The 23,574-nt window shown below is 66.9% G+C and carries 20 protein-coding genes, 1 tRNA gene and 1 pseudogene; 7 read left to right on the top strand and 15 right to left on the bottom strand.

Features of this window, described 5'->3' with window-relative positions:
* Positions 1–36 precede the first annotated feature (36 nt).
* From ACVOLJ_RS02830 to ACVOLJ_RS02820, 3 genes are all read right to left on the bottom strand, one after another.
* On the bottom strand, positions 37–1,338 hold the full coding sequence (locus ACVOLJ_RS02830; RefSeq protein WP_481563409.1) for an aminotransferase class V-fold PLP-dependent enzyme: 1,302 nt from the start codon (positions 1,336–1,338) through the stop codon (positions 37–39).
* Entirely contained in the window at positions 1,338–3,743 is a 2,406-nt protein-coding gene (locus tag ACVOLJ_RS02825) for a TonB-dependent receptor plug domain-containing protein (RefSeq protein WP_475278649.1), read from the bottom strand. Before ACVOLJ_RS02825 ends, ACVOLJ_RS02830 begins: the two co-directional genes overlap by 1 nt.
* A gap of 115 nt (positions 3,744–3,858) precedes the next feature.
* Positions 3,859–4,239, bottom strand: a complete 381-nt coding sequence (locus tag ACVOLJ_RS02820) for a hypothetical protein (RefSeq protein ID WP_481563408.1) — start codon at positions 4,237–4,239, stop codon at positions 3,859–3,861.
* Positions 4,240–4,404: 165 nt separating this feature from the next.
* Here ACVOLJ_RS02820 and ACVOLJ_RS02815 point away from each other — a divergent pair, with 165 nt between their 5' ends.
* The 3 genes from ACVOLJ_RS02815 (at position 4,405) to ACVOLJ_RS02805 (ending at position 7,116) form a co-directional block, all read left to right on the top strand.
* Positions 4,405–5,232 carry an AraC family transcriptional regulator gene (locus ACVOLJ_RS02815; RefSeq protein ID WP_481563407.1) on the top strand — a complete coding sequence of 276 codons (828 nt, stop codon included), beginning with the start codon at positions 4,405–4,407 and terminating at the stop codon, positions 5,230–5,232.
* A 34-nt stretch (positions 5,233–5,266) separates the two neighbouring features.
* On the top strand, positions 5,267–6,325 hold the full coding sequence (locus ACVOLJ_RS02810) for an alpha/beta hydrolase family protein (RefSeq protein WP_481563440.1): 1,059 nt from the start codon (positions 5,267–5,269) through the stop codon (positions 6,323–6,325).
* 119 nt (positions 6,326–6,444) lie between these two features.
* The gene (locus tag ACVOLJ_RS02805) at positions 6,445–7,116 is read left to right on the top strand and encodes a VOC family protein (RefSeq protein ID WP_481563406.1); all 672 of its coding nucleotides are present in this window, start codon (positions 6,445–6,447) and stop codon (positions 7,114–7,116) included.
* A 1-nt stretch (position 7,117) separates the two neighbouring features.
* Here the strand turns inward: ACVOLJ_RS02805 and ACVOLJ_RS02800 are convergent, their stop codons facing one another.
* From ACVOLJ_RS02800 to ACVOLJ_RS02790, 3 genes are all read right to left on the bottom strand, one after another.
* Positions 7,118–8,527 (bottom strand): TPM domain-containing protein, encoded by a 1,410-nt coding sequence (locus ACVOLJ_RS02800; protein ID WP_481563405.1) that lies wholly within the window; start codon positions 8,525–8,527, stop codon positions 7,118–7,120.
* The gene (locus tag ACVOLJ_RS02795; protein WP_481563404.1) at positions 8,524–10,362 is read right to left on the bottom strand and encodes a M3 family metallopeptidase; all 1,839 of its coding nucleotides are present in this window, start codon (positions 10,360–10,362) and stop codon (positions 8,524–8,526) included. The genes ACVOLJ_RS02800 and ACVOLJ_RS02795 overlap by 4 nt, the downstream gene beginning before the upstream one ends.
* 85 nt (positions 10,363–10,447) lie before the next feature.
* On the bottom strand, positions 10,448–10,969 hold the full coding sequence (locus ACVOLJ_RS02790) for a hypothetical protein (protein ID WP_481563439.1): 522 nt from the start codon (positions 10,967–10,969) through the stop codon (positions 10,448–10,450).
* Positions 10,970–11,114: 145 nt separating this feature from the next.
* Between ACVOLJ_RS02790 and ACVOLJ_RS02785 the strand changes: the two genes are divergently transcribed.
* A complete protein-coding gene (locus ACVOLJ_RS02785; protein WP_475278655.1) occupies positions 11,115–11,741 on the top strand; it encodes a YiiX/YebB-like N1pC/P60 family cysteine hydrolase in 627 nt (208 codons plus the stop codon).
* A gap of 54 nt (positions 11,742–11,795) precedes the next feature.
* Here the strand turns inward: ACVOLJ_RS02785 and ACVOLJ_RS02780 are convergent, their stop codons facing one another.
* The 3 genes and pseudogenes from ACVOLJ_RS02780 to ubiA form a co-directional block, all read right to left on the bottom strand.
* Positions 11,796–11,951, bottom strand: a complete 156-nt coding sequence (locus ACVOLJ_RS02780; protein ID WP_481563403.1) for a hypothetical protein — start codon at positions 11,949–11,951, stop codon at positions 11,796–11,798.
* Between the two features lie 270 nt (positions 11,952–12,221).
* Positions 12,222–13,647 (bottom strand): annotated as a pseudogene (locus ACVOLJ_RS02775) (short-chain fatty acid transporter).
* Between the two features lie 108 nt (positions 13,648–13,755).
* Complete coding sequence (gene ubiA, locus ACVOLJ_RS02770) at positions 13,756–14,700, bottom strand: 4-hydroxybenzoate octaprenyltransferase (RefSeq protein WP_481563438.1); 945 nt, start codon at positions 14,698–14,700, stop codon at positions 13,756–13,758.
* A gap of 97 nt (positions 14,701–14,797) precedes the next feature.
* On the opposite strand from ubiA, the gene ACVOLJ_RS02765 reads away from it, so the two are divergent.
* From ACVOLJ_RS02765 to ACVOLJ_RS02755, 3 genes are all read left to right on the top strand, one after another.
* Positions 14,798–14,874: transfer RNA gene (locus tag ACVOLJ_RS02765), tRNA-Arg, on the top strand.
* A gap of 140 nt (positions 14,875–15,014) precedes the next feature.
* Entirely contained in the window at positions 15,015–15,719 is a 705-nt protein-coding gene (locus ACVOLJ_RS02760) for a DUF433 domain-containing protein (protein ID WP_475278658.1), read from the top strand.
* A complete protein-coding gene (locus ACVOLJ_RS02755; RefSeq protein ID WP_475278659.1) occupies positions 15,716–16,129 on the top strand; it encodes a DUF5615 family PIN-like protein in 414 nt (137 codons plus the stop codon). Before ACVOLJ_RS02760 ends, ACVOLJ_RS02755 begins: the two co-directional genes overlap by 4 nt.
* 215 nt (positions 16,130–16,344) lie before the next feature.
* Here the strand turns inward: ACVOLJ_RS02755 and ACVOLJ_RS02750 are convergent, their stop codons facing one another.
* From ACVOLJ_RS02750 to ACVOLJ_RS02725, 6 genes are read right to left on the bottom strand one after another with little or no spacing between them, the layout of a single operon-like run.
* Complete coding sequence (locus ACVOLJ_RS02750; protein ID WP_475278660.1) at positions 16,345–17,121, bottom strand: SapC family protein; 777 nt, start codon at positions 17,119–17,121, stop codon at positions 16,345–16,347.
* Between the two features lie 56 nt (positions 17,122–17,177).
* On the bottom strand, positions 17,178–18,905 hold the full coding sequence (locus tag ACVOLJ_RS02745) for a putative porin (protein WP_475278661.1): 1,728 nt from the start codon (positions 18,903–18,905) through the stop codon (positions 17,178–17,180).
* A 51-nt stretch (positions 18,906–18,956) separates the two neighbouring features.
* A complete protein-coding gene (locus tag ACVOLJ_RS02740) occupies positions 18,957–19,649 on the bottom strand; it encodes a TonB family protein (protein ID WP_475278662.1) in 693 nt (230 codons plus the stop codon).
* A 4-nt stretch (positions 19,650–19,653) separates the two neighbouring features.
* On the bottom strand, positions 19,654–20,067 hold the full coding sequence (locus ACVOLJ_RS02735) for an ExbD/TolR family protein (protein WP_475278663.1): 414 nt from the start codon (positions 20,065–20,067) through the stop codon (positions 19,654–19,656).
* A gap of 11 nt (positions 20,068–20,078) precedes the next feature.
* Positions 20,079–21,884: a DUF2341 domain-containing protein gene (locus tag ACVOLJ_RS02730; protein ID WP_475278664.1), complete on the bottom strand. Its 1,806-nt coding sequence runs from the start codon at positions 21,882–21,884 to the stop codon at positions 20,079–20,081.
* A 34-nt stretch (positions 21,885–21,918) separates the two neighbouring features.
* Positions 21,919–23,514 carry a ShlB/FhaC/HecB family hemolysin secretion/activation protein gene (locus ACVOLJ_RS02725; RefSeq protein WP_481563402.1) on the bottom strand — a complete coding sequence of 532 codons (1,596 nt, stop codon included), beginning with the start codon at positions 23,512–23,514 and terminating at the stop codon, positions 21,919–21,921.
* Positions 23,515–23,574 lie beyond the last annotated feature (60 nt).

The following is a 23,574-nucleotide window of genomic DNA, read 5'->3' as shown; positions in this document are numbered from 1 at the left end:
ATGTGCCAACCAAGGTTGGCACCTACCAAAGCAGGATCAGGCCAGCGCGGCCAACGCCTGCACCAACGCATCCATCTGCTCGGGCCGGGTGAACACCGACGGCGTCACCCGCACGCAGGCGCCGGACTCCAACCCATCGCGATGCGTGGTGAAAACACGGTGCCCGTCGAGGAGCTGCTTCTGCAATGCGATGTTCTCTGCCACGCCGGTACGGCCCCGCACACGGAAGCTGGCCAATGCGCTGGCCAGGGCCGGGTCCGGCGAGGACAGCACTTCGATATGCGCCATCTGCCGTGCCGGCACCGTCCAACGCTCGCGCAGGTAGCGCAGGCGCGCCTGCTTGTTGGCTGCGCCGATACGCTGGTGCAGCGCGATCGCTTCGGGCAGCGCCAGATACGCAGCAAAATTGACCGTGCCGGTGTGTACTCGGCTGCCGACGCGGCCATCGTCGTTCTCCCCCATGTACGGGTCCAGATCGGCCACGCGTCCCTTGCGTACGTACATCGCGCCAACGCCGACAGGCGCACCGATCCACTTGTGCAGGTTGATGCCAACGAAGTCCGCTTTCAAATCCGGCACCGCGTAGTCGATCTGGCCGAAACCATGGGCGGCATCGACCATCGCATCGATGCCGCGGGCGCGGGCGCGCTCGGCAATCTCGGCCACCGGCAGCACCAGCCCATGGCGGTGGCTGACCTGGGTCAGCAGCACCAGCTTCAGGCGCGGCAGGCGCGCGAACGCGTCGTCGTACGCCTGCAGGATCTGTTCGCGGCTGGGCACGGCCGGCAGTGCGATGCGCTCGACCTGCACGCCACGGCGCTGCTGCAGCCAGCGCATGGCGTTGATCATGCTGTCGTAGTCCACGTCGGCGTACAGCACCTGGTCGCCGGCCGACAACCGGTTGTAGCCGCCGATCAGCGCCAGCATCGCCTCGGTGGCGCCACGGGTGAGTGCGATTTCGTCGGCGCCCACGCCCAGCATGTCAGCCACCTGCCGATGCACGGCCATGTACTGCGCAGGAAACGCGTTGCGGCCGTACCAGGCGTTGCCACGGTTCACTTCGGCGGTGTGGCGCTGGTAGCTGGCCAGGGTCTCCCGACCCATCGCACCCCAGTAGCCGTTCTCCAGGTGGTTCACTTCGCTGGTGATGTCGAAGTGGCTGGCCACGGCGGCCCAGTAGCCTTCATCGTGCGCCAGCAGATCCGGCGCGGTGGAAGTTGCGGGAATGTCCATCAGCGCAGGGTAGCGCGCGGCCGCTGGGGCAGCCAGGGCGGCCAGCGCCGCACCGGCCGGCAGCAGCGCACCGGCACGCAGCAGTGAGCGGCGGCGGCTGTCCATCAGAAGGTCAGCCGGTACTGCGCGTACACGTTGGCGCCATCGGTGTCATACGGGGCGTTGCGCGAGTACACCAAGCCGCGGCTGGCCTGGAACGTGGCCTCGTCCGGATAGCGATCGAACACGTTGTCGGCGCCTATGCGCAGGCTGTGGTGTTCGTTGATGCGGTAGCCGACGGCCAGGTCGAGGAAGGTCATCGCACCGAACTGCTGGTAGATGTCGCCGGTGGCGTTGCCGGTGGAGTCGGTCCACTTGCCGTAGTAGCGCATGCGCGCCATCAACGACCACGCGCCCACGTCCCATGTGCCGGTGAAGCTGCCCTTGTGCTCCGGCAGGCGGTCTTCGAACAGCACGCGCTGGGTTTCGTTGGTGGCCACCGCGGTGCTGCCGTTGTCCACCCGGGTCTGGTTGTAGTTGTAGGCCAGGGTGAGCGTCATGCGGCCGGCGCCCAGATCACGCAGGTAGTTGCCGACCACGTCCACGCCAGTGGTGGTGGTGTCGAAATCGTTGGTGAAGTAGTTCACCGAGGTGTAGCCCAGCGGGTTGGGCGTGCCGGCGGGAATGGCGAAGCTGGCCGACTGGCTGAAGCGGTCACTGAGCTTGATGCGGTAGACATCGACCGAACCGGACAGGCCCATGCCGGTGCGCCAGGTCAGCCCCAGCGAGGCAGTGCGCGACTCTTCCGGGGTGAGTGGCTTGGCGCCGAGCAACTGCGCCAGCGGATCGGTCGGCGACAGGCGGCCGCTGGTGAAGATCTGCAGCGTGCGGGTGTCCAGGCCCTGGGTGGTGCTGGTGGTGTTCAACTGCGCCGGCGTGGGCGCGCGGAAGCCGGTGGACAGCGTGCCGCGCAGGGCGACATCCGGGGTGATGGCAAAACGTGCCGAGAGCTTGCCGTCCACCGTGCTGCCGAAGCTGGAGAAGTCCTCATAGCGGCCGGCTGCACCCATGCTCCAGCGCTCGCCCAGCGGCACTTCCATATCCACATACGCGGCGTGGCTGCGCTGGTCCCACTGCCCGGCCTGGCTGGCCGAGAAGCCCGGCGCGCCATTGGAATTGGCTTCCAGGCCAGCTGCCGCACCCGGGCCGACCGCATACGAGGCCGGATCGCCGGCACGCACCTGGTAGGTCTCCTGGCGGAACTCGGCACCGAAGGCCACGTTGATCGGCTTGGACAGCGCGGCCACGTCCCATTCGTAGTTGAAGTCCGCATTGGCGTTCTTCTCGGTCTGGGTCAGGCGGCCGAGATCGAACGAGGTGGGACTGTTGGGGCCGAGCGATGCGTTGATCGAGTTGTCCAGGCTGTAGTCGATGGCGTTACGGCCATACGAGGCGCTCAGGTCCCAGCGCAGCTTCGGCGTGATCTCGCCGCGCACGCCGGCCACCAGCTGCAGGTCGTTCTGCACGTTGCCGTACTGCGGGCTGAAGCCCACCGGGTAGATCGAACGCAGGTTCCAGCCGGGGAAGATCGTGGTGGTGCGGTAGGCGCCGGTGGTGGTATCGGGATTGCGCCAGTTGAAGTCGCTGACGCCATCGCTGTGGCTGTACAGGCCGAAGGCATACAGCTCCAGCGTGTCGCTGGCATTGGCCTTCAGGTTGAAGCCCACGCGGCGGCTCTCCAGTTCCGGTTGGCCCCAGCGCTGGACCGGATCGGGCACGTCCAGTTCGGGGTGTGCGGCCTGGAAGGCGATGGCATCCGGGCGTTGGCGGGTGCGCGAGGTGGCATCGGAATTGGACGATTCGGCGAACAGCGCCAGGCTGCCGTAGTCACCCAGCGCCCAGCCGGTGCGTGCGCTGAAGTCGCGCGACCCACCGTCACCCTGCGCGTACTGCGAATAGCCGGCGGTGATCTCGGTACCCGGGCTGTCTTCCAGGATGATGTTGATGACGCCGGCGATGGCATCCGAGCCGTACTGTGCCGAAGCGCCGTCGCGCAGCACTTCGATGCGTTTGATCGCACTGGTCGGAATCTGCGCCAGATCGGCTGCCTGTGCGCCGCGGTTGCCCAGCAGCGCGCTGCGATGGAAGCGGCGGCCGTTGACCAGCACCAGCGTCTGGTCCGGCGACAGGCCGCGCAGCGTCGCCGGACGCACGAACACCTGGCCATCGGCCATCGGCAGGCGCTGCACCACGAAGGAGGGCACCAGCTGTGCCAGCACGTCCTTCAGATCGGTGGAATCGACCGACTGGATGTCCTGCTTGGTGAACACATCCACCGGCGCCAGCGTCTCGAACTGGGTGCGGTTGGAAGCGCGGGTACCGGTGACCAGCATCGCGTCGAGCTGGGTGGGCGCCGCATCGCCAGCACGGGCGGAGGTGTCTGCCGTTCCGGCATCTGCTGCGATCGCGCCTCCTGCGCTGACCATGGAAAGGGCGAGGAGGATGGAACGCGACAGCGGGCAACGATGCACGGCAGGACTCCGGGAATGCACGACAGGGCCAGGTCAGGCCTGGACAAGGCGCGCAGTCTCGGGGAGCGATGTGAAGCAGCGATGACGTGGAGACGACAGTTGCCGCCCGCCCGTGCTAACCGCTGGCGTCGTCGTCGAAGTCCAGCGTGGCCGGGCGTGCGGTGCGCAGCGGGATGAACAGCGCGATGGCGAAGACCACCAGCAACGGTGCGGAGAGGATGGCAGTGTCCCTGCTGCCAATGGCAATCAGGTTCGCCTTGAGGTCACCCGCCGACTCGAGATCCATCAGCACCAGGATGAGGCCACCGAAGGTGGGGCACGGCAGCCCGCCATGGCCGGCCATCAGCAGGGTGGGCGCCAGCAGTGCGGCCAGCAACGCAAAGGCGGTGCGGTACAGCCACGGGTTTCCCTGCCAGCGCGGCGCCCTGCGCCACATCCGCACCAGCAGGGCCAGTGGCAGCAACGCCGGCACAAACGCGATCACCAGCAACATCATGCCCCGCATCGTCTCCGGCATCTCCCTCGCCCTCCTCATTTCCATCAAGACCGGCATTGTTGCCGCTGCCACGGCCCACGCAAAGCCCCTGCACAGCAAGAACGGCTAAGCGCCCGCCCCTGCCGATCCGCTACGCTGCAGACCATTGAACCCGGGGGATGCGCGATGAGCGCGGCAGGCAGGGCGTTGTGGTACATCGAAACCCATGCGCAGTCGCCGTTGGCGCTGGCCGACATTGCCGCGGCGGCCGGTCTGTCGCCCTTCCATCTTTCGCGCCTGTTCCAGGCCCGCACCGGCACCTCGGTGATGCGCTACCTGCGCGGGCGCCGGCTGACAGCGGCGGCACAGCAGTTGGCCAGCGGCGCAGCAGACATCCTGCAGGTGGCATTGGGCGCTGGCTATTCCACCCATGCGGCATTCACCCGCGCCTTCTGCGAACAGTTCGGTCAGACCCCGGAGCGCGTGCGCGAACGTGGCGTGGCCGAGCTGCCACTGGTGCACGCCATCCGCCTGGACGACGCGCCACTGGCCTGCAGCGAGGCGCCGCGGCTGATCGACTGCCCCTCCTTCCAGCTGGCCGGCATCGGCATGCGCCATACGCGCCACAGCAGCGGTGCGATTCCCGCGCAGTGGGCGCAGCTGAACCGTGAGTGGCCCACACCGGCGCCGATCAGTTTCGGGGTGTGCTGCAACAGCGACGATGACGGTGGCTTCGACTATATCGCCGCGTTGCCGGTGAATGCCCTGCCGACGGTGCCCGCGCACTGGCAGCGGGTGGATGTGCCGGCCCGCCGCTACCTGCTGGCCTGGCATGCCGGCCACATCTCCACCATCCGTGCCACCTGGTTCTGGCTGCTGGACCACTACCTGCCTGCAAGCAGGCTCAGCCTGGCCAACGCGCCGGACCTGGAGCGCTACGACACCCGTTTTGATGAACACAGCGGCCACGGCGGCGTGGAAATCTGGTTGCCGGTGGACGAACGTACTGCCTGACAAGGAACGAGCGATGCACCTGATACGAAGCCTGATGGTACTGATGCTGGTTGCGGTTGTGCCCGCGGCGATGGCAGCCGCGCCCCCGGCCGCCGGCGAGCGCCACGGCGTCACCACGCTGGCCAGCGCGTCTGTGCGCGACGCCCAGCAGCGCAACTCGCTGCGCTATACCGTGTGGTACCCCGCAGTGGCCGGCAGCGCCGAACAACCGCTGTCGATCGGGCCACCGGACGCGCCCCTGTTCAAGGTCGGCAATGCCGCACCCGATGCCGCTGTGCTGGGCCAGCGCTTGCCGACGCTGCTGCTGTCGCATGGCAACGGCGGCAGCGCGCGCATGATGGGCTGGCTGGGTACGGCGCTGGCGCGTGCCGGCTATCTGGTGATTGCAGTGGACCATCCCGGCAACAACGCAGTGGATGCGATGACGCTGGCCGGCAGCATGCTGACCTGGCTGCGCGCCGAGGACCTGCAGGCCGCACTGGCGGCGGTGCAGGCAGACCCGCTTCTGGGCCCCCACGTGGATGCCGATCGCCTGGGTGTGGTGGGCTACTCGGCCGGCGGCTTCACCGCCCTGCTCACCGCAGGTGCGCGCCCGGACATGGACCGGTTGCTGGCCTTCTGCCAGTCGCATCCCGACGATGGCGTGTGCAGGCCGCAGCAGGAAGCCAGTGCACACACGATGGACGCACGGCGGGCGGCGGCGGCCACACCCGCGCTTTCACCGTACGTGCGGCAGGCCGGCGATGACCGCGCGATTGCCGGCGTGCGCGCGGTGTTCCTGCTGGCCCCCGCCATCGTGCAGGCGTTCGCACCCGGGCAGTTGCAGGCGCTGCGGCAGCCGGTGGCGATCGTGCTGGGCGCCGACGACGAGGTGGCACCGCCGGCCACCAATGGGGATGTGGCGGCCGCACTGGTTCCGGGGGCAACCCTGCATGCGTTGGCGGGTGTCGCGCACTACGATTTTCTATCCGAATGCACGCCACTGGCGAAGTCGCGGCTGCAGGCGCTGTGCTCGACCGCGGTACCGAAGGCGCAGACGCATGCCGTCGCGGTGGACGATGCGGTGCGGTTCTTTGGTTCGGCGCTGCGCTAGAGAGGGTCGAACATGGCGTATTCCTGAAGACGGCGCGTAACGATTCGTTGCGCGGACGACGACGTCGGCCGAAGGCACGGAGGTCTAGACTGGCCACTGGGTTCCGAGGAGATTCGACCATGCGCCTGTTGCACCTTGCACTGCCCGTTTCCGATGTTGCTGCCGTCGCCAGCTACTTCCGCGATGTCCTGCAACTGCAGGTGGATGGCGACCGTGTGCGGATCGGCTGGAGCACGATCCAGCTGCTGCCTGCAGAGGGTGTTGCAGTGGGCGGCGTGCACCTGGCCTTCAACGTGCCGGATAACCGTTTTGCCGACGCCATTGCCTGGCTGCGTGCGCGCACATCGTTGCAGCGCAGTCCCGAAGGCATCGATTACTTCGCGCTGGAAAGCAACTGGCAATCGCAGTCGGTGTATTTCACCGGACCTGATGGCCTGATTCTTGAACTGATCGGGCGCCGGCGGCTGCCCGCCGGCGATCGCAGCGGTGACTTCCATGGCAGCGAGATGACCTGCCTGAGCGAGGTTGGCCTGCCCAGCCACGACGTGGATGCGGTGCGCGAACAGGCCAGCCAGCGCTTCGGCCTGCAGCCCCTCAGTAAACCATCACCGCAGTTCGCGCCGATGGGCGATGACGATGGCCTGCTGATCGTGGTCGCCGCCGACCGCCGCTGGTTCCCCGAGCAGAAGGATCTGCCCAATGCGCAGGGGCTTGAGCTGACGGTGGGCGATATCAGCGGCAGCGGCGAACTGCGGGATGCCGCGCTGGGTTGGCGGGTGCAGGCCGCCTGATCTACCAGCTGCCCGAGGCACCGCCGCCACCGCTGCGACCACCGCCACCGGACCAGCTGCTGGAGCTGCTGGACGACGAGCTGGACGAGGACGATCCCGACGAGGAGCGGTAGCCGCTGGAAGAACCCCGGCCAGCGCGTACCTTCTCGCCCGGCAGCATGGTGAACACCCAGATGAAGTACAGGAACAGCGTGCATGCGCTGGAGATGATCGTTGCCAGCAGCCGTGCGTTCTCGTCGCTGGCACGGTCGATCGCCAGCAGTGCGCCAATCGCGTACCCGCCGGTCAACAGCAGCAGCAGCACCAGGCGCACGGCAAAACTGTTGCGGTTCTTCTGCCAGCGCGCGCGGCAGGCCTGTACCAGGAAGAACACCAGCATGGCGGCAATTCCGGCGGCGAGGTTCAGCAGCAGGTGCAGGGCGAGACTGGGCGGCAACTGGCCGCGTACCAGCATCACCACGACGAAGCCGGCACTGACCACCAGCATGCCGCGCAGCACGATGCGTAGGCCACGACTGCGGCGCCAGCACCAGCCCAGCAGGGTGGTCACCGGCACGCCCATGCCCAGCACGAACAGCAGACCGGGCAACACATAACGCGGCAACAGCAGGGCGGCCGCCAACAGGCCGGTGGCGATCACCGTCGCCATCAACGCCAGGCGTGCCCACGCCGACAGCCGTGGCCCGCCCTGTACGGGAGCCACGGCGTTGGCAGCCTGCGCCTGGCGTCGGCGCTCGCGACGGCTGCCGATGAAATCGGCCTCGGTTTTCGTCGACCGCAATCGTGGGGGCGAGCGCCACAGGCCGGCCAGGAAGCCGGCCAGCAGGGTCAGGGCGACGATCGTATCGGCCGTGCGCCAGTCCGGCGGCAGGACGTTGCGCGCAGCGTCTTCCCAGGGCGGCAAGGGCTCGCCATCCACCAGCGCTACCAGCACCTGGGTTCCGTCCAGCACGCCCTGGTCGAGGTTGCCTTCGCGCAGGCGCGGCACGATGGCCTTGTCGATGATGCGCGCGGCGTAGGCATCGGGAATGCTGCCCTCCAGCCCGTAGCCGGTCTGGATGCGCACGCGCCGATCCTGCACGGCCAGCAGCAACAGCACGCCATCGTCCACACCGGCACGCCCCAGCTGCCACTGCTCGAACACACGCTGCGCATAGGCTTCGATGCCCTCGTCGCCCACGCTGGGCACCACCAGCACCTGCAGCTGTGCGCCCTTGCGTGCCTGCAGCTGCAACGCCTGCTCACGCAGCGTGGCGCGGGTGCTGGCCGACAGTGCACCGGCGGTGTCCACCACCGGATCGTCCAGCGGCGGGATCGGCACGGCCGCCAGTACCCACAGCGGCACCAGGCAGAGCAGCAGCAGGTGCCAGCCGCAACGCTGCAGAACAGACCCCAGCGCTGTGCGGCTCATGTGCCCTGCCCTGCCTCGATCTGTGCATGCAGGGCCTGCAGCTGTTCAACGTTGTGCGCAAATACCCGCAGGTCCGCATCCACCAGCGCTGGCCAGTCCGGTGCATGGCCCAGCAGCTGCGCCACCTGCTCCTGCGGCGCACGGTCGAAGCCTTCGCCCAGCACGGCCAGGTAACGCTGGCGGAACCCGTCCGGGTCCTGCTGGTCCTGTACATACAGCTGCACCGCCAGCAATCCGGCGTAGAGATAGTTGACCAGGTACTGCGGGTCGTCATACATCAGGCGCTTGCTGATCCAGGTGTTGCGCAGCTGCGGGTAGCGTTCCGGCTGCTGGCCGAAACGTTCCAGCACCTTGCCGGTGAGCGCATCCAGATCATCGGCCGTGCCCAGTGCGTTGCTGGCCACGCCCTGGTAGATCGACTGCTCCAGCTGCGCTTCCTCCGAAGCAGTGAACAGCTGCAGCACCATGTCATCCAGCAGCGATTTCAGGTAATAGGCCTTGGCGCGCGGGTCGTGCGCCTGCTGGTACAGCTGGTCGCGGAAGCGCAGCTCGTTGTAGATGGCAAACGCTTCGGTGAGCCACTGGCTGCCGTTCTGCTGCAGGGGGGATGCATTGCCGCGCTGCATCCATTGCCCGTGCACGGCATGCCCGGCTTCATGGACGATTTCCACGTCGCTTTCCAGATCACCACTGCGCCGCCCCACGAACAGCAGCGACGGCACGCCGGGTGCCGCGAGCTGGAAGGCGTCCTGGCTGCGGTTGCCCAGCGTGGTAGCCAGATCCATGCGCCGGTTTACCGGGTCCAGCAGGGCGCGCAGTTCGGCCACATAGTCTGGCCCGAGGTGCTGCATGGCGTCGGCGGCGGTATCGCGCAGCTGCGGCAGCGTCAGCACCGGCGGCGTGTAGCCGGCATCGGGCAGGGTGGTATCCCACACCTGCGGCGAGCTCAGGCCGCTGTGTGCAGCGTGCTGCAGCAGCATGTCCTGGTAGGTGCGGCGCGCGGCCGCGTGACGTTCGATCGCGGCCAGCGTGGTGTCGACCGTGGTGGTATCCAGACCCATGCGGCGGTAGCCCCGCGCGGTGGCCGAACCGTCGCCCTGCAGGCGTGCGGCGGCATCATTCACCTGTACCAGCCCCAGCAACACCGAGGCCATCGGATCGCGGCGCGACTGCAGGCCCTGCCAGTACCCTTTCCAACCGGCTTCGCGCAGCGCGCGATCCGGATGCTGGGCCAGGGCCAGCCGGTCGGTACCGGTATCCCAGCGGCGGCCATCGCCTTGCAGCTGCGGGAACTGCGCGCTGTGCATGATCTGCCGGCGCAGGCGCGCGAAGGTATCCAGCGCCGGGTCGGCCAGCGCATCCACGGCATCATCCAGCGCCGGGTTGGCCGGCGCCGCGCCTTCCTGCAGCGCGCGGGCGCGCATGAAACCATACGGCGCCACCCATGCCGCGTCTGCCGGCGCATCACGCAGCGCCGCCCGCGCGGCTCGCGCGATGCGGCTGCACAGCCCCATCACCTGGTCCAGTGCCTGCGCCGGACGGCGATCACGCGCATTGCGGGCGGCCTGCAGGTGCAGATAAGCGTGATGGCGCAGGCAGCTTGCCTGCAGCACTTCGGCACGACGGAAGCGCGTGGCCGGGTCGCTGGCCGCTGTGCCCTGCAACGCGGCAACCTGTTCGCCCAGCGCGGTGCGTGCCGTCTGTTCGGCAGCCGCACTGGAAAAATAGGCACGGTCATCGGCGTGCAACGACTGCGCAGCCACCGTGCCGGTGGTCGCCATCGCCAACAACGTGGCAATGGCGGTGTAGATGATGTGCGTCCTGCGTGCTTGCATCGGCGTCTCCCTGCCTGTCGCGGACATCGAGCCTAGCAGCTGTCGCCCTGCCCGCCTGTGCAGGATCAGCCGGTTGCCTGCGCGCTCAGATCGATTCGTCGTCGCGCCGCACCAGCTGCCAGCAAGGTGCCTGCGCAAAGGTGTAGCGCTGCTGGTCGCTGCTGTTGGGCGTTCGCATCAGCACTTCCATCTGGCCATCCGGCAAACGGGTGACGGACATTTCGCGTCCCTGGCCGGGCAATGACGACGGATTGGGCATCACCGGCCATTCCACGTCGGCCAGCGGCACCTTCCTTACCACCGTGACGGGCTCTGGCTGTGCGTCCGCATCGACATGGCTGTCCAGCAGCGGGTCGGCGGTGGATGCTTCCTGCAGGATGATCTCGCGCCCGAAGTGCTGCAGGAAGCTGTCAAACGCCGGGTGCGGGCAGGCAGCGGCGGTTGCTGTGCCCTGCACCGCCGGTGCCGCCGGGGTGGCCGTTGCCAGCGCTGCCGCTGCGTCGGGTGTGGGCGTTGCCGGGGCGGCAGGCGCGGCCTGCGGCGCGGGGCTGCAGCCGGCCAGCATGATGCCAGCGGCGAGGGCAAGTGCGGTTGCCGGGGAAAGCATGTTCACGGGATCCTCCTGATTCCGGGGTGGACACGCACCGATCGGTACGGGCCGGGAGAGGCAAGGATAGCCGCTGCCGCCCTGCGCTGACTGCCTTGGGCACCCGGGTAGACTACGCTGCTACGCCTTCCTGCCTGGGGTTTCCATGCGCGCGCTCCTGCTTGTCTTCAGCCTGCTTCTGCCCACCCTGTGGCCCGCCTTGGCGGCAGCTGTGGAAGTACGCGACGGCGACCTGCTGTTCGTCACCGCCGGCCATGGCGGACTGAGCGCGGCCATCGATGATGCGACCAGCAGGCAGGATGCGCCCAGCTTCGATCACGTGGCGCTGGTGGCCAGGGCGCACCGCCAACTGCAGGTGCTGCATGCCGATGAAAAGGGCTCGCGCCAGCAGGCTCTGGCCGACTTCCAGCAGGAAGCGCGCGACAAGCATCGGCAGATCGTGGTCTATCGGCTGCGTGCACCGCCGCCGCACGCCATCGCCGATGCCGTGGCTACCGCTCGCACGATGCTGGGCAGACCGTACAACACCACGTATGTGTTGAACGAAGACAGCTACTACTGTTCGGACTTCATCGAACGCGCCTTCCGTGCACACCACGTGTTCGCGCTGCAGCCGATGAACTTCCGCAACCCGCAGACCGGCGAGATCTCCCGGCATTGGGTTGACCTGTACCGCGGCATGGGCATGGATGTACCCCAGGGGCTGCCGGGTACCAACCCCAACGACATGGCCGCCGCGGCAGTGCTGCAGCGGGTGGGTGTGCTGGAATGAAAGAAGCCCCGCACAGGGCGGGGCTCCGGGATTCACGCGTGGCCGCAGCCAGGGTCATTCTTCCTCGTCCTGCCCGCCCTGCTGCTGGTTCTGGTTGCGCTTCTGCTGTTCCTGCTGCTGTTGCTGCTGCTGGTCGCGGCCCTGCTGCTGATCCTGCTGGTTCTGCTGGCCCGGCTGCTTCTGGTTCGGGTTCTGGTTCTGCTGTGCCATGTCCGATCTCCAAAGCCACTCGCGAAATGCGGTGGACGGGGCCATCGTCTGCAGCGGTTGGTTAATCACGCGTGGGTGCGCAGCTACAGCTGTGTGTACAGCCGTGAATGAACACGCCAGACGCCTAGTGGCACAAGCCACTGAAGGATTCATACGGGTTTGGCATGTGCTCATGCCGCGCTCAGCAACAGACCTATTCAGCAGGTTGCGGCCTGCCAGCACGCGCATGGCGCGCCGGTCAGGCCCCGGCTTGCGATGTACTGCCTGCGGTTACGGCATCACCGGCGGCACATAGGCCAGGGTCATGCCCAGCAGCCACAGCAGGCCCAGCACCAGCGGGATGTGCACCAGCAGCTGGATGAAGGTGAAGCCGACGATGTCGCGCGCCTTCAGGCCCAGCACGCCCAGCAGCGGCAGCATCCAGAACGGATTGATCAGGTTGGGCAGCGCCTCGGCTGCGTTGTAGACCTGCACCGCCCAGCCCAGGTGCGCCTTCAGCTCATTGGCGGCCTGCATCACGTACGGCGCTTCGATGATCCACTTGCCACCACCGGACGGCACGAAGAAGCCCAGTACCGCCGAGTACACGCCCATCACCAGCGCGAAGCTGTCGGTGCTGGCCACATGCACGAACAGGCTCGACAGCCGGTGCGCCAACGTCTGCCCGTCACCGCCGGCGGCATGGGTGAGGATCATCGCGATGCCGCCGTACAGCGGGAACTGGATCAGCACGCCGGTGGTGCTGGGCACCGCCTTGGCCACCGCATTGAGGAAGCTGCGCGGACGCCAGTGCAGCAGCAGGCCCAGCGAAATGAACAGGAAGTTGTAGGTATTGAGGTTGGCGATCGCGCTGACCAGCGGCTTGTTGGCAAATTCATTGAACAGCCAGCCGAAGGCCAGCAACGAGAGCAGGATGGTCAGCACCGGGCTGTATTCCAGCCACTCACCGGGGGCGCGTGCGCCGCTGCAGCGGTTCCGGTTCGGCCTGGGCGGCGCCGGGGAAGTCTTCGGCGGTACGCGCACTGGCGGCGGCCGGCGCGGTCAGCCACGCAATCAGCAGCGAGACCAGGATCAGTACCGAGGTCAGTGCGATCGACTGCCACAGGAAAATGGTTTCGGTGAACGGCAATACGCCGGTGATCTCCACCAGCCCCGGCGGCATGCTGGCCGGGTTGGCCTGCAGCTGCGCGGCCGATGAACTCAGGCCCATTGCCCACACCGCGCCCAGACCGAGATAGGCCGAGGCGCCAGCGGCGCGGTAGTCCATGCGCAGTTCCGTGCGGCGAGCCAGCGCCCGCACCAGCAGGCCGCCGAACACCAGCGAGAAGCCCCAGCTGAGCAGCGAGGCCAGCATGCTGACCAGGCCCACGTACACCACCGCACCACGGCCGGTGCGCGGCACCCGGGCGAGGAAATCGATGAAGCGTGCGACCACCGGCGCGGTAGCCAGGGCATAGCCGCCGATGACCACGAAGGCCATCTGCATGGTGAACGGAATCAGGCTCCAGAAGCCATCGCCGAAGGCACTGGCGGTGGCCTGTGGCGTTGCCCCCATGCCCATCGCCGCCAGTGCGACGATGACCACGCCAAGCACCGCGAACACATACGCATCGGGAAACCACTTTTCCGCCCAGGCGGCCGAGCGCAACGCGGCGCGCGCCATCCAGCCGTCCTGTACTGCTGCTGTCGAGGCCATCGCCTGCTCTCCCGGATTCAATGGCCCGATTCTGGGTGGTGGGGCGCGGGCTGTCAGCCACCTATTGGTCTTAGGTGACTGCCCGCCGGGCATGGCCCGGCGGCCTTCTCAGCGCAGCGCCAGATCGACCGCGATGCCGGCAAACAACGCGGCACCCACCCAGTTGTTGTGCAGGAAGGCCTTGAAGCACGGGCCGCGCTCGCGGTTGCGGCAGATCCAGAACTCGTACACCACCAGCAGCGTGGCCACGGCCACACCGGCCAGGTAATACCCGCCCAACCCGCCACGCACGCCCACCAGGGCCATCGTGGCCAGGAACAATGCGTACAGCACGCCCTGGATGACCAGGTCCAGATCGCCGAACAGGATCGCGGTGGAGTGCGAGCCCATCTTCAGGTCGTCCTCGCGGTCGACCATCGCATACCAGGTGTCATAGGCGGTGGACCACAGGATGTTGCCGGCGTACAGCAGCCAGCCCAGCAGCGGCACTTCGCCCTGCACGGCGGCGAACGCCATCGGGATGCCCCAGCCGAAGGACATGCCCAGATAGACCTGCGGCAGGTGCGTGTAGCGCTTCAGGTACGGGTAGCTGGCGGCCAGGAACACGCCGATGAAACTCAGGCCGATGGTCAGGCCGTTCAGGGTCAACACCAGGCCGAAGGCCACCAGCATCAGTACCGCAAACAGCACCAGCGCGGCGCGGCCACTGATGGCGCCGGTTGCCAGCGGGCGCGCCTTGGTGCGCTCCACGTGCGGGTCGAGCCAACGGTCGGCGTAGTCGTTGATGACGCAACCGGCCGAGCGGGTCAGCCAGACGCCGGCGCTGAACACGAACAGGGTCCACAGCGGCGGCAGGCCACCGGCGGCCAGCCACAGCGCCCACCAGGTCGGCCACAGCAGCAGCAGGGTCCCGATCGGGCGATCGGCGCGCATCAGCGTCCAGTAATGCCGCCAGCGCGGCGTCGCCGGCGAGTGCGGCGCAGTAAGGGGGGTATCAGCCATGGCACTAGGATACTCCTGTGCCTTCAGGCCGACTTTGCCGTGGGGGGAGATTTGTGCGGCGAAACTGGATAGAATGCCCATCCCGCACCGCCTCATGGCGCTGCGATGCCCGCCCCGGCACTGGTCGGTGGCGCGGCGGTTCCACCACGCGCTCGTAGCTCAGCCGGATAGAGTAGTGGCTTCCGAAGCCATTGGTCGGGGGTTCGAATCCCTCCGGGCGCGCCATCTCCCTGTGACGATTTCGACCTGGTCGCTTCCTGACTGGAATGGTCGAAGCGTGCGCCCTGTCTCATCGGTGGAGACATCTGCACCGCACGATCAGGACCTTCGCTCGCCGCTCCCGGACATTGAGTAGACTCGCCAGCATGGGAATTGCCTTGCCCGCACGGGACAGTCTTGGCGTCGGCCTCTATTCGTATGCCGACGCCGCGCGCTTCATTGGCGGCAAGCCATCCGAGCTTCGACGATGGGTGAAGGGGTATGAGAGCCGCCGGCAAGGCCAGCGTGAGACCCATCCACCGCTCTGGTCGTCGCAGTGGGCGGGCTCAGACATCGACGGAATCGGTTTTCGCGATCTGATTGAACTCCGCTTCGTCCGTACCTTCGTGGCATGTGGCGTCCCGCTCAATCTGATCCGGCGCACCATCGGCGAACTGCATGAGCGCCTGGGCAAGGAGTATCCCTTCACCAGCACCAGCTTCAAGACCGACGGCCGCCGGATTTTCATGGAACTTCTGGATGAAAGCGGTGATGCGGCGCTGGTCGACGTGGTAAAGCGCCAGGACGTCATGCGCAAGGTCATCGCGCCATCACTGCGCGACGGCATCGAGTTGGGTATCGATGATCGCGCCGAGCGCTGGTTTCCCCTCAAGGGATCCCGGGCGGTGGTGTTTGATCCAAAGCGCAGCTTCGGTCAGCCCATACTCTCCGAATCGGGTGTGCCAACGATCGCCATCGTCGAGGCGCTGCACGCTGAAGGCGGCGACGAGCGGCGGGTCGCCCGCCTGTATGACCTGCCGCTTGCAGCAGTCCGCAAAGCACTCACGTTTGAACGCGGGACGGCACCTTGAAAGCGCAGATCGACGAGAACCTTCCGCCTGGGCTGGCGCGGGCCATCGACGCGATTGCACGCAGTGAGGATCACGAGGTTTTCCACGTAAGGGAATTCGTGGAGCCAGGCACAACCGATCTGGAATTGTTCGAGGCGGCCATACAGCGCGACATCCGCGTTCACGTTACCCAGGATCATCACCAGCGCAGACCCGCGGAACGTGAAGCCATTTCACGCCTCGGACTGACAGTGTTTGTGCTGGCCAAAGGATGGAACACCCTGAGCCACTATGATCGTGCCGCGCGACTGCTGGAGTGGTGGCCCAAGATGATGCAGCAGGCAGAACTGATCCAACCCGGGGCCCTGTTCCGCGTTCCGCATGCCCGGGCGTCTGGCGGACGGCTGACCCAGATCAAGATGACGCGTTAGCGGGTGACCGCGATGCCAGGCAGCGTTCTGCATTCGTGTTGATGTCAGTCGAGCATGGCTCGACGCTGCGCCACACAAAGGTCGGGCACCGGACAGGCAGCCGCGGTGGCCAGGGCGAGGTCTTCCCACCTGCCATGGCGCGGCAACAGGCCGCGCGGCATGCGCGGCCCACGACGTCCGTGTCGTTGTCCTGTCCAGTCGCCCGTTGGAAGAAGTCAGCCCTCGAGCAGATCCTTGAAGCGCGCCAGCGAGGCCATGTGGAAGTGCACCGCCGCCAACCACCCCTGGCGATGCCACGCCAGCACGGTCGCCTCGGGCAGCGCGGCGAAACGTTCGCCGTCGACCACCTGGAAGCCGAGCAGGCTGGAGGTTCGACCATCGGCATGCGCCACATCGGCCTGGCGCTCCACCAGTACCCCCGAAGCCAGCAGCTGCGCACTGAAGGCGGCGGTCGCGGTGGCTTCGCCGGTGAAGGTTTCGCAGAACTGCAACGCCTGGCGGGTCAGCTCGCTGGGCTGGCCATCGGCCTCGAACAGTGGCTGGCCTTCGTCACCCCCGGTACGCAGCATCGCGGCGTCGGCATCGATGGCCAATGCGTAGCCATCGGGTTGGGTGGTACGCGCGAACACGAACGGATAGCGGCGCACGTAGGCCGGAACATAGGCGCCACTCTGCCATCGGTCGGCCACCACGAACCGATTGTGCTCGGCCTCCAGCCCCAGTACTGCCATCGGCGCGGCTTCTTCGCCAACAAACACCAGGGGATAGCAACGGGCAGCAGCGGCAAATTCGCCCAGCACCAGTGGCACGGCATGGCTGGCCGCAGCGAAGGCGGCATCGCCGGGCAACAGACGCCAGCCTGCGTGGTCGCGCGACGACAGCATGACCGGCGCGCGGTACAGCGGCGGGTGCAGCGGGGGGGCCCCTTCCTGCGTGAGCAGTGCTTCCGCGGCAGAACCCTCGGCAACAGACAGTGGGGAGTCTTCGATCATTTCAGTTTGCATCCAGAGTGCGGGGAAAATGACCGGCGCAGACGCCGGCCAACACATCAGAAGCCGGCGTTCACTTCCAGCTGGAACACATCGATGGACTGCGGCGCACCGGTGATTTCCTTGGCCGCCATCCAGCGTCCGGTCAACGACACGTTCTTGTCGAACATGTACGAGCTGCCCAGGTAGTAGCCCTTGGCATTGGTGCCGCCGAGATGGAAGTTGGAATCGTTGTACGCATCGGGAAGCGCATCGGCCTCCAGCCGCTTGTAGCCCAGCCACAGGTTCCAGTCGCCGGCCTGCTTCAACGCAAGATGGCCGAAGGTGGCCTGCGCCATGTAGGCCATGTCGCCGCTGTCGATGTCCTGCGGCCCGGCAACGCCGTTGGCGGCCGTGGCCAGGTTGGTGACCACACCGCCCTGTGCGCGCCGCCACATGGCGTTGCGATCGAAGGCCAGGTTCTTGATGCCATGGCCTTCCAGACGCAATGCGTAGCCGGCGAACAGCGGCGTTTCCCAGGCCAGGTTGAGGTCCAGCAGCTCGAACTCCGATGCCAGGCCCACGTACTGCGGCATCGGTGTATTGGCCGGGTCCAGCGGGTTCAACGCGATGTTACGCAGCAGCATCAGGGTGTTGCCCTTCTGCATGAACGCGGGTCGTGACCAGTCGCTGCTGCAGAAATCGGCACCGGCATACAGCGCGCAGGGCTGCGAGTACTCACCGGCGATGTTGCGGAAATCAAAGTAACCGACGGCCGCGCGCAGCCTCTGCTCGTTGCCGAACTGCCAGTCCGCGCCCACCTGCAGGCCATTGAGCCACTTGTTCTCGCTCTTCATCTTGCTCTGGCTGGTATTGGGGAAACCGTCGGAGGAATACTCCAGCGGGGTCAGGCCCAGCGTTGCGAACAACGAGAGGCCGTCATCGCCCAACGCCTGGCGGTACTTGAACGCCACGCCATCGAAATTGAGGTCGTTGGAGAACAGGGTGTCGGTGGACCAGTAAGGATTGCCGAAGCGGCCACCGATCACTTCCAGTCCCTGCACCGGCGCCCATGACAGCCAGGCCTGGTCCAGCCAGACATCCTTCTTGGCCAGGCCGCCGCCAAGGGTCTGGGTGGAGGACACCGGGCCATTGTCGTTGCCGGTGGCCAGGCGCACGCCGGCGCGGGTGTGTTCGCCCAGATCGGCCACCACGCCCAGCCGCGCGCGGATGCGCCAGGAATTGTTGCGGTCCTGCCGGTTGTTGCGCAGCGGCGGCAGGCCCAGATGGGTATTGCCGTTGACGTCGTAGCCGTTGCCGGCGTTGATGCGCGCCCAATCCACTTCGATGTCGCTGTTGCGCTCGGAATACAGGCGGCTCTCGTTGCGCACGCGCACATCCCCCTGCACGCGCAGGCGCTGGGTCCACTCCGGCACCTGGTCCGGTGCAGCCCAGCCACTGGCCTTGGCTTCGGCCATCACGCTGGCCTTCAGTTCGTCGCGGATCTCATCGCGCACGGTCTGCGGGATGTACGGCACGCGCACATCGCCGGCCTGCGCGGTGCCACCGGCCGTGCTGGCCACGGGGACGGCACCCGCATCGCGCTGTGCTTCCAGCAACAGGGCCTGGCCGGCTTCCTGGGTCAGTGCGCCGCTGTCCATCAGGCCGCGGATCAGCTTGATCAGGGTGCTTTCAGCACCGCCCTGCTGGGCATGGACGCCGCCGCTGGCCAGCACCAGCACGATGCCGGTGGCCACCGCAGAGCGACGCAGGTGCCGCAGCACGGAATAAGAGTTGGAACGGGTCATCGGCTTGCTCGCAGAAAAGGGAAATTCGATGGGAAGAGCTCATGGCGGTGTTCAGCCGCCTGGGCGGCGGCCCTGTACCAGCACACGCGCAGGGAAATCCAGCGATGCCGGTGGGCGCTCGTCGATGCGGCCGACCGCGCGGATCGCCTGCAGGACGCGGTCATCGGCGTCGGCATTGCCGCTGCCACGCAGCAGTTCGACTCGGCTTACCGCGCCGTCGGCGTCCAGCCAGATGTTGACCGTCAGCTGGAACGCCAACCGCCGCACCTGCTCGTCGCGCGCGACCGCCTGCTGCAGCACATAGCCCAGATAGCGGCCATAGCTGGCGTTGCCGGCGCCACCGCTGCCGGTGCCACTGCGGCCACCGCCGCTGCCGGACTGGATACCGAAGCTGTCGCCACCGGCCTGCGCGTCGGCGTCCATGGTCACCGGGTCAGCGGTGTCCGGGGTGGGCGCTTCTTCGGTCGGCTTGGGGACTTCGTCCAGCGGCTCCGGTTCGGGCATCACCTCTTCCGGCTTGGCTTCCGGCTCGGGCTCAGGTTCCGGCGGCGGTGGCGGCGGCGGGGGTGGCAACATCACCATCGGCACCTCAGCCACAGGCCGCCGCGTGCTGGCGGTGTTCTTGAACAGCAGCAGCCACACCAGCAGCGCCAACAGCGCGACAACGGCGGGCACCACCAGCAAGGGCCACCAGCGCCGCCATGCGGGAACCGCGCGGGCAGCGTGGGAATGGAGTGGCGTCACGTGTTCACCCCTGCACTTTTCCGGTGACCAGGCCCACCTGGCTCAGGTCGATGCGACGCAACAGATCCAGCACCTCGACCACGCGGGCGTACTGCACCTGTGCATCGCCGCGCACGATCACCGGGAAATCCGGGGTCAGCGCCTTCTCGGTGCGCAACCGGTCTTCCAGTTCGGCCAGGCTCACCGGATAGGCGTCCAGGAACACCTGGCCGTTGTTGTCCACGGTGATTGCCTTGGTCTTGGGTTTTTCCAGGGCCATGCTGGAACTGGCCTTGGGCAGGTTCACCTGGATGCCTGGAATGGAGGCGTTGCTGGTGAGGATGAAGATCACCAGCACCACCAGCAGCACGTCCACGAAAGGCGTGACATTGATGCCCTTCTCGCGCTTCTTGATGCCGAATCGCTTTGCCCTGGCCATGGCAGTGCCCCTCAGGCCAGGACCGGACGCGCGATGGCGGCCGGTGCGCTGCGGTCGAATTCTTCGGCCAGCCGCGCGGTGAATTCATCGACGAACACCGACATGTCGGCAGCGATCGCTTCGGCGCGCGATGCCAGCCAGTTGTAGCCAAACAGCGCCGGGATGGCGACGCCAAGGCCGGCGGCAGTACACAGCAGCGCGGCGGCCATGCCAGGTGCCACCGAGTTGATGTCCACCGCGCCCGCCATCGCGGCCACCACGAACACCAGCATGATGCCGATCACGGTGCCGAACAGGCCCACATACGGTGCGCCCTCGATGGTGGTGGACAGCCAGTTCATGCGCTTGGACATGCGCTCGCTTTCGCGGGTCACTTCGGCATCCATCGACGCACGGATCGAGGTGATCGCTGCGGCGGTCAGGCCATGATGGTGCGAGCCACGCCCGTCCATTTCCTCCATCGCGATGCGGTACAGCTTCCACAGGGTGGAGTTGTCGCGCACCTGCGGCGCCAGCACGCCGCTGCGTTCGACCTGCTGCAGGGCGGCCACCGGCGCGCCGGCCACCTTGCGGTACTGCTCGGAGAACGCCACGTTGGCACGGGCGACGGTACTGAAATAGCGGCTCTTGGCAATCATGATCGACCACGACAGCAGCATCATCAGGCCCAGGATCACCACCACCACCCATGCATCCACCGGCATCGCCTTGAGGATGAAGCCGAAGTGGCTGACGCCGGCCGACTGCTCGTCCTCACCAAAGGCCAGCAGGCGCGATTCGGCGCCCTGCGCGGTCGCGTCGGCGAGCAGCAGCGTGGCCGGGCGCGCGACCTTGGACACGCGTACTTCGTCGATGTCACCCAGGAACGGCTGCGCCATGGCGATCGCATCTGCATCGCCGGCGGCAGGTGCGCTGTCGGCACCGATCAGGGCCTGGCCTGCCAGCGCCGGCAATGCCGCATCGATCCGGCTTGCTTCATGACCGCCAACCCACAGCACCACCGTGCCTTCGCTGGCCGTCACAGCCAGGTGCGTCCACTGCCCTGCCACCAGCGCCGGTACGGCCTGGCTGCGCTGATCGTTGACGCGCACGTAGGGAACGCCGTTGTCGAGGCCGACGATCACCACGCTGGCGCCTTCACGGCGCGCATAGAGGGCCTGGTCGGGGCCAAACTGGGCCGGCTTGATCCATGCCGAGAAGGTCATCGCGCCGCCGGCGGCAATCGCCAGTGATGGCGAGCCCGGCAGCTGCAGCGGCGTGCCGGACAGGCGCGCACCGCGGCCGATGATGGCGCCTTCGGCGGCGGTGAACGTGCCGCTGGCCGGATTGGCGTAGGCGGTGGTGTCGCGTGCCTCATTGCCGTTGTCGGCGAAGTGCAGCACCGCGCTGTAGTCCGGATCGAACACGCGCTGGCCATTGCTGGTGGCCGGCGCATTGGCGTTGCCGTAGTACATCCATACCGTCTGCGGCGCGGTGCCGCTGAGGCTGGGCACATCCACCCAGATCAGCGCCATGCCCAGGCCTGCGTCGTACTGCTCGATCTGGTGGTTCAACACGGTGTGTCCATCGGCACCGACGAAACGGATGTCCTTGCCACCTTCGGCCACCCCGTCGAAGGCGAAGTTGCCGGTGTGCAGGCGTACCAGCACGGGGGTGCGCCCAAGATTGCCGCCGAGCGCAGCACCGCCCGGGCCAGCGTCCAACGTGATCGATTTGCGGTACTTCCATTCCGCCTGCCACCACGGCGTATCGGCGCGGGCAGTGCCGAGCACGGACAGGCTCAGGCAGAACAACAACAGGGCAAGAAAGCGTTGCATGGGAAGATCTCCAGGGAATTCGGAAGCGCCGGGCTCAGTAGCTGGCGCCGAGGCTGAGATGCAGGCGATTGGCGCCCTTGGTGGTGGTCGGCCCATCGCTGAGCGTGCGGCCGTAATCCAGGCGCAGGTTGAAGTGGTCGGTGATGCGCAGGCTGCTGCCAACGCCGATGGCCGACATCCAGTTGCTGTCGGTCTGTTCGGGCAATGGCCGGCGCAGGCCCAGCCAGGCGCCATCCACGAAGCTGTAGAAGCGCCATTCCTGCAGGCCCCACACGCTGAAGGGGCGCGTGCGCCATTCCAGCGTGGCCAGTGCACCGTAGTCGCCGATGCCTTCGGCCGAGCGGTAGCCACGCGTGGTGTACATGCCGCCCGCAGCGAACTGCTCGCCCGACACCAGGGGCTGGTCGGTCATCTGCGCCGAAACACGGGCAAACCACTGCGCACCGCTGTCCAGGGTGTAGGTATCGCTGATGTCGAACTTGACCGCGAAGAAACTTGGATCGGCGTAGGCGCGCTTCCAGTCGAATTCATCACCGGAGCTGCCATAGCCAAGCAGACTGCGTGTGCCGAATACTGCTTGCAGGCTGACGCTCAGCTGATGTTTTTCGCCTTGGCGGAAGCCGCTGTAGGCGAAGGTGATGGGGGCGTACTTGAGCGGCGCGAAATCGGAGGCCTGGCCGACCATCGCCACCGATTCATCCAGGTCCTTGAAGTCGATGCCGGCGGACAGCTGGTGCCACCACGCGCCGGTCATCGGCAGGGTGTGATTGAGCTTCAGGCCCAATGCGTGGCCCTTGCCGGTCACGTTGGTCTGGCCGCTGGAAACCACGTTGCTGTCGGAGCGGTAGCCGGAAAACTCCAGCATCCAGTCCGGGCCGGCCAGCGGCAGGCCATAGGATGCCGACAGCACGTTGGCCTGGTCCAGATCCTGCGGGGCGGCAAAGAAGGTGAGCGAAGCGGTGTGGTCGCGCTGCCACAGGTTGTCATTGCCGATGCTGAGGGTGCTGCGCAACGGCTCGGTATCGACGCTGTGGTCGTTGTTGACGCTGGCGCTGAACCGCCATGGCGATGCGTCATCCACCTTGAGTTCGACATCCATGCGGCCATCCGCGCCGGGCTTGACCAGCGGGATGACCTGCCGCTTGCCGTTGCGGTTGAGTTCGGTCAGCTGTGCCTGGGCCAGGGCGAAGTCCGGCACCACGCCGGCCTGCAGGGCCGGAACGCGGTCGCGCAGGCGCTGCGGATCATTGTGCTGCGCGCCAACCACCTTGACCTCGCCGACGCGGGTCTCGCTGACCTGCAGGATCACCACGCCACCGCTGACCTGCTGCTCGGGCAGTTCGACATACACCGACTGGTAGCCCTTGCCCTGGTAGGCCGTCTGCAGGGCCAGCCGTGCCGCTTCGACATCCTGCAAGGTGCGGTCCGGGCCCAGGTACGGGGTGACCGCACGTTCGATCGCGCGTGCGTCCAGCACGCTGTTGCCACGCACGAGGTATTCGTTGATGTTGATGCGCGCGGCGGCCGGCGCAGTGGTCGGGGCCGGCTCCTGTGCAGCGGCCAGCGGAATCACGCACATCAGGCACAGCGGCAGGGGCGCCCAGGCCCCTGCCTTGGTCGGGAAGAACATCAGTGGCGTCTCAATGCGGAAAAATGGGAAGGCGATGCAGATGGGTCGCGCGGTGGCATC

The organism is Stenotrophomonas sp. STEN046, assembly GCF_056759755.1.
This window is presented reverse-complemented; position numbering and strand designations above follow the sequence as displayed.

What these genes read in the sequence shown, in the direction of transcription:
- ACVOLJ_RS02830 (WP_481563409.1), bottom strand. Translation starts at nt 1,338, where the DNA reads ATGGACAGCCGCCGCCGCTCACTGCTGCGTGCCGGTGCGCTGCTGCCG.
- ACVOLJ_RS02820 (WP_481563408.1), bottom strand. Translation starts at nt 4,239, where the DNA reads ATGATGTTGCTGGTGATCGCGTTTGTGCCGGCGTTGCTGCCACTGGCC.
- ACVOLJ_RS02815 (WP_481563407.1), top strand. Translation starts at nt 4,405, where the DNA reads ATGAGCGCGGCAGGCAGGGCGTTGTGGTACATCGAAACCCATGCGCAG.
- ACVOLJ_RS02810 (WP_481563440.1), top strand. Translation starts at nt 5,267, where the DNA reads ATGGTACTGATGCTGGTTGCGGTTGTGCCCGCGGCGATGGCAGCCGCG.
- ACVOLJ_RS02805 (WP_481563406.1), top strand. Translation starts at nt 6,445, where the DNA reads ATGCGCCTGTTGCACCTTGCACTGCCCGTTTCCGATGTTGCTGCCGTC.
- ACVOLJ_RS02800 (WP_481563405.1), bottom strand. Translation starts at nt 8,527, where the DNA reads ATGAGCCGCACAGCGCTGGGGTCTGTTCTGCAGCGTTGCGGCTGGCAC.
- ACVOLJ_RS02795 (WP_481563404.1), bottom strand. Translation starts at nt 10,362, where the DNA reads ATGCAAGCACGCAGGACGCACATCATCTACACCGCCATTGCCACGTTG.
- ACVOLJ_RS02790 (WP_481563439.1), bottom strand. Translation starts at nt 10,969, where the DNA reads ATGCTTTCCCCGGCAACCGCACTTGCCCTCGCCGCTGGCATCATGCTG.
- ACVOLJ_RS02785 (WP_475278655.1), top strand. Translation starts at nt 11,115, where the DNA reads ATGCGCGCGCTCCTGCTTGTCTTCAGCCTGCTTCTGCCCACCCTGTGG.
- ACVOLJ_RS02780 (WP_481563403.1), bottom strand. Translation starts at nt 11,951, where the DNA reads ATGGCACAGCAGAACCAGAACCCGAACCAGAAGCAGCCGGGCCAGCAG.
- ACVOLJ_RS02760 (WP_475278658.1), top strand. Translation starts at nt 15,015, where the DNA reads ATGGGAATTGCCTTGCCCGCACGGGACAGTCTTGGCGTCGGCCTCTAT.
- ACVOLJ_RS02750 (WP_475278660.1), bottom strand. Translation starts at nt 17,121, where the DNA reads ATGATCGAAGACTCCCCACTGTCTGTTGCCGAGGGTTCTGCCGCGGAA.
- ACVOLJ_RS02745 (WP_475278661.1), bottom strand. Translation starts at nt 18,905, where the DNA reads ATGACCCGTTCCAACTCTTATTCCGTGCTGCGGCACCTGCGTCGCTCT.
- ACVOLJ_RS02735 (WP_475278663.1), bottom strand. Translation starts at nt 20,067, where the DNA reads ATGGCCAGGGCAAAGCGATTCGGCATCAAGAAGCGCGAGAAGGGCATC.
- ACVOLJ_RS02730 (WP_475278664.1), bottom strand. Translation starts at nt 21,884, where the DNA reads ATGCAACGCTTTCTTGCCCTGTTGTTGTTCTGCCTGAGCCTGTCCGTG.
- ACVOLJ_RS02725 (WP_481563402.1), bottom strand. Translation starts at nt 23,514, where the DNA reads ATGTTCTTCCCGACCAAGGCAGGGGCCTGGGCGCCCCTGCCGCTGTGC.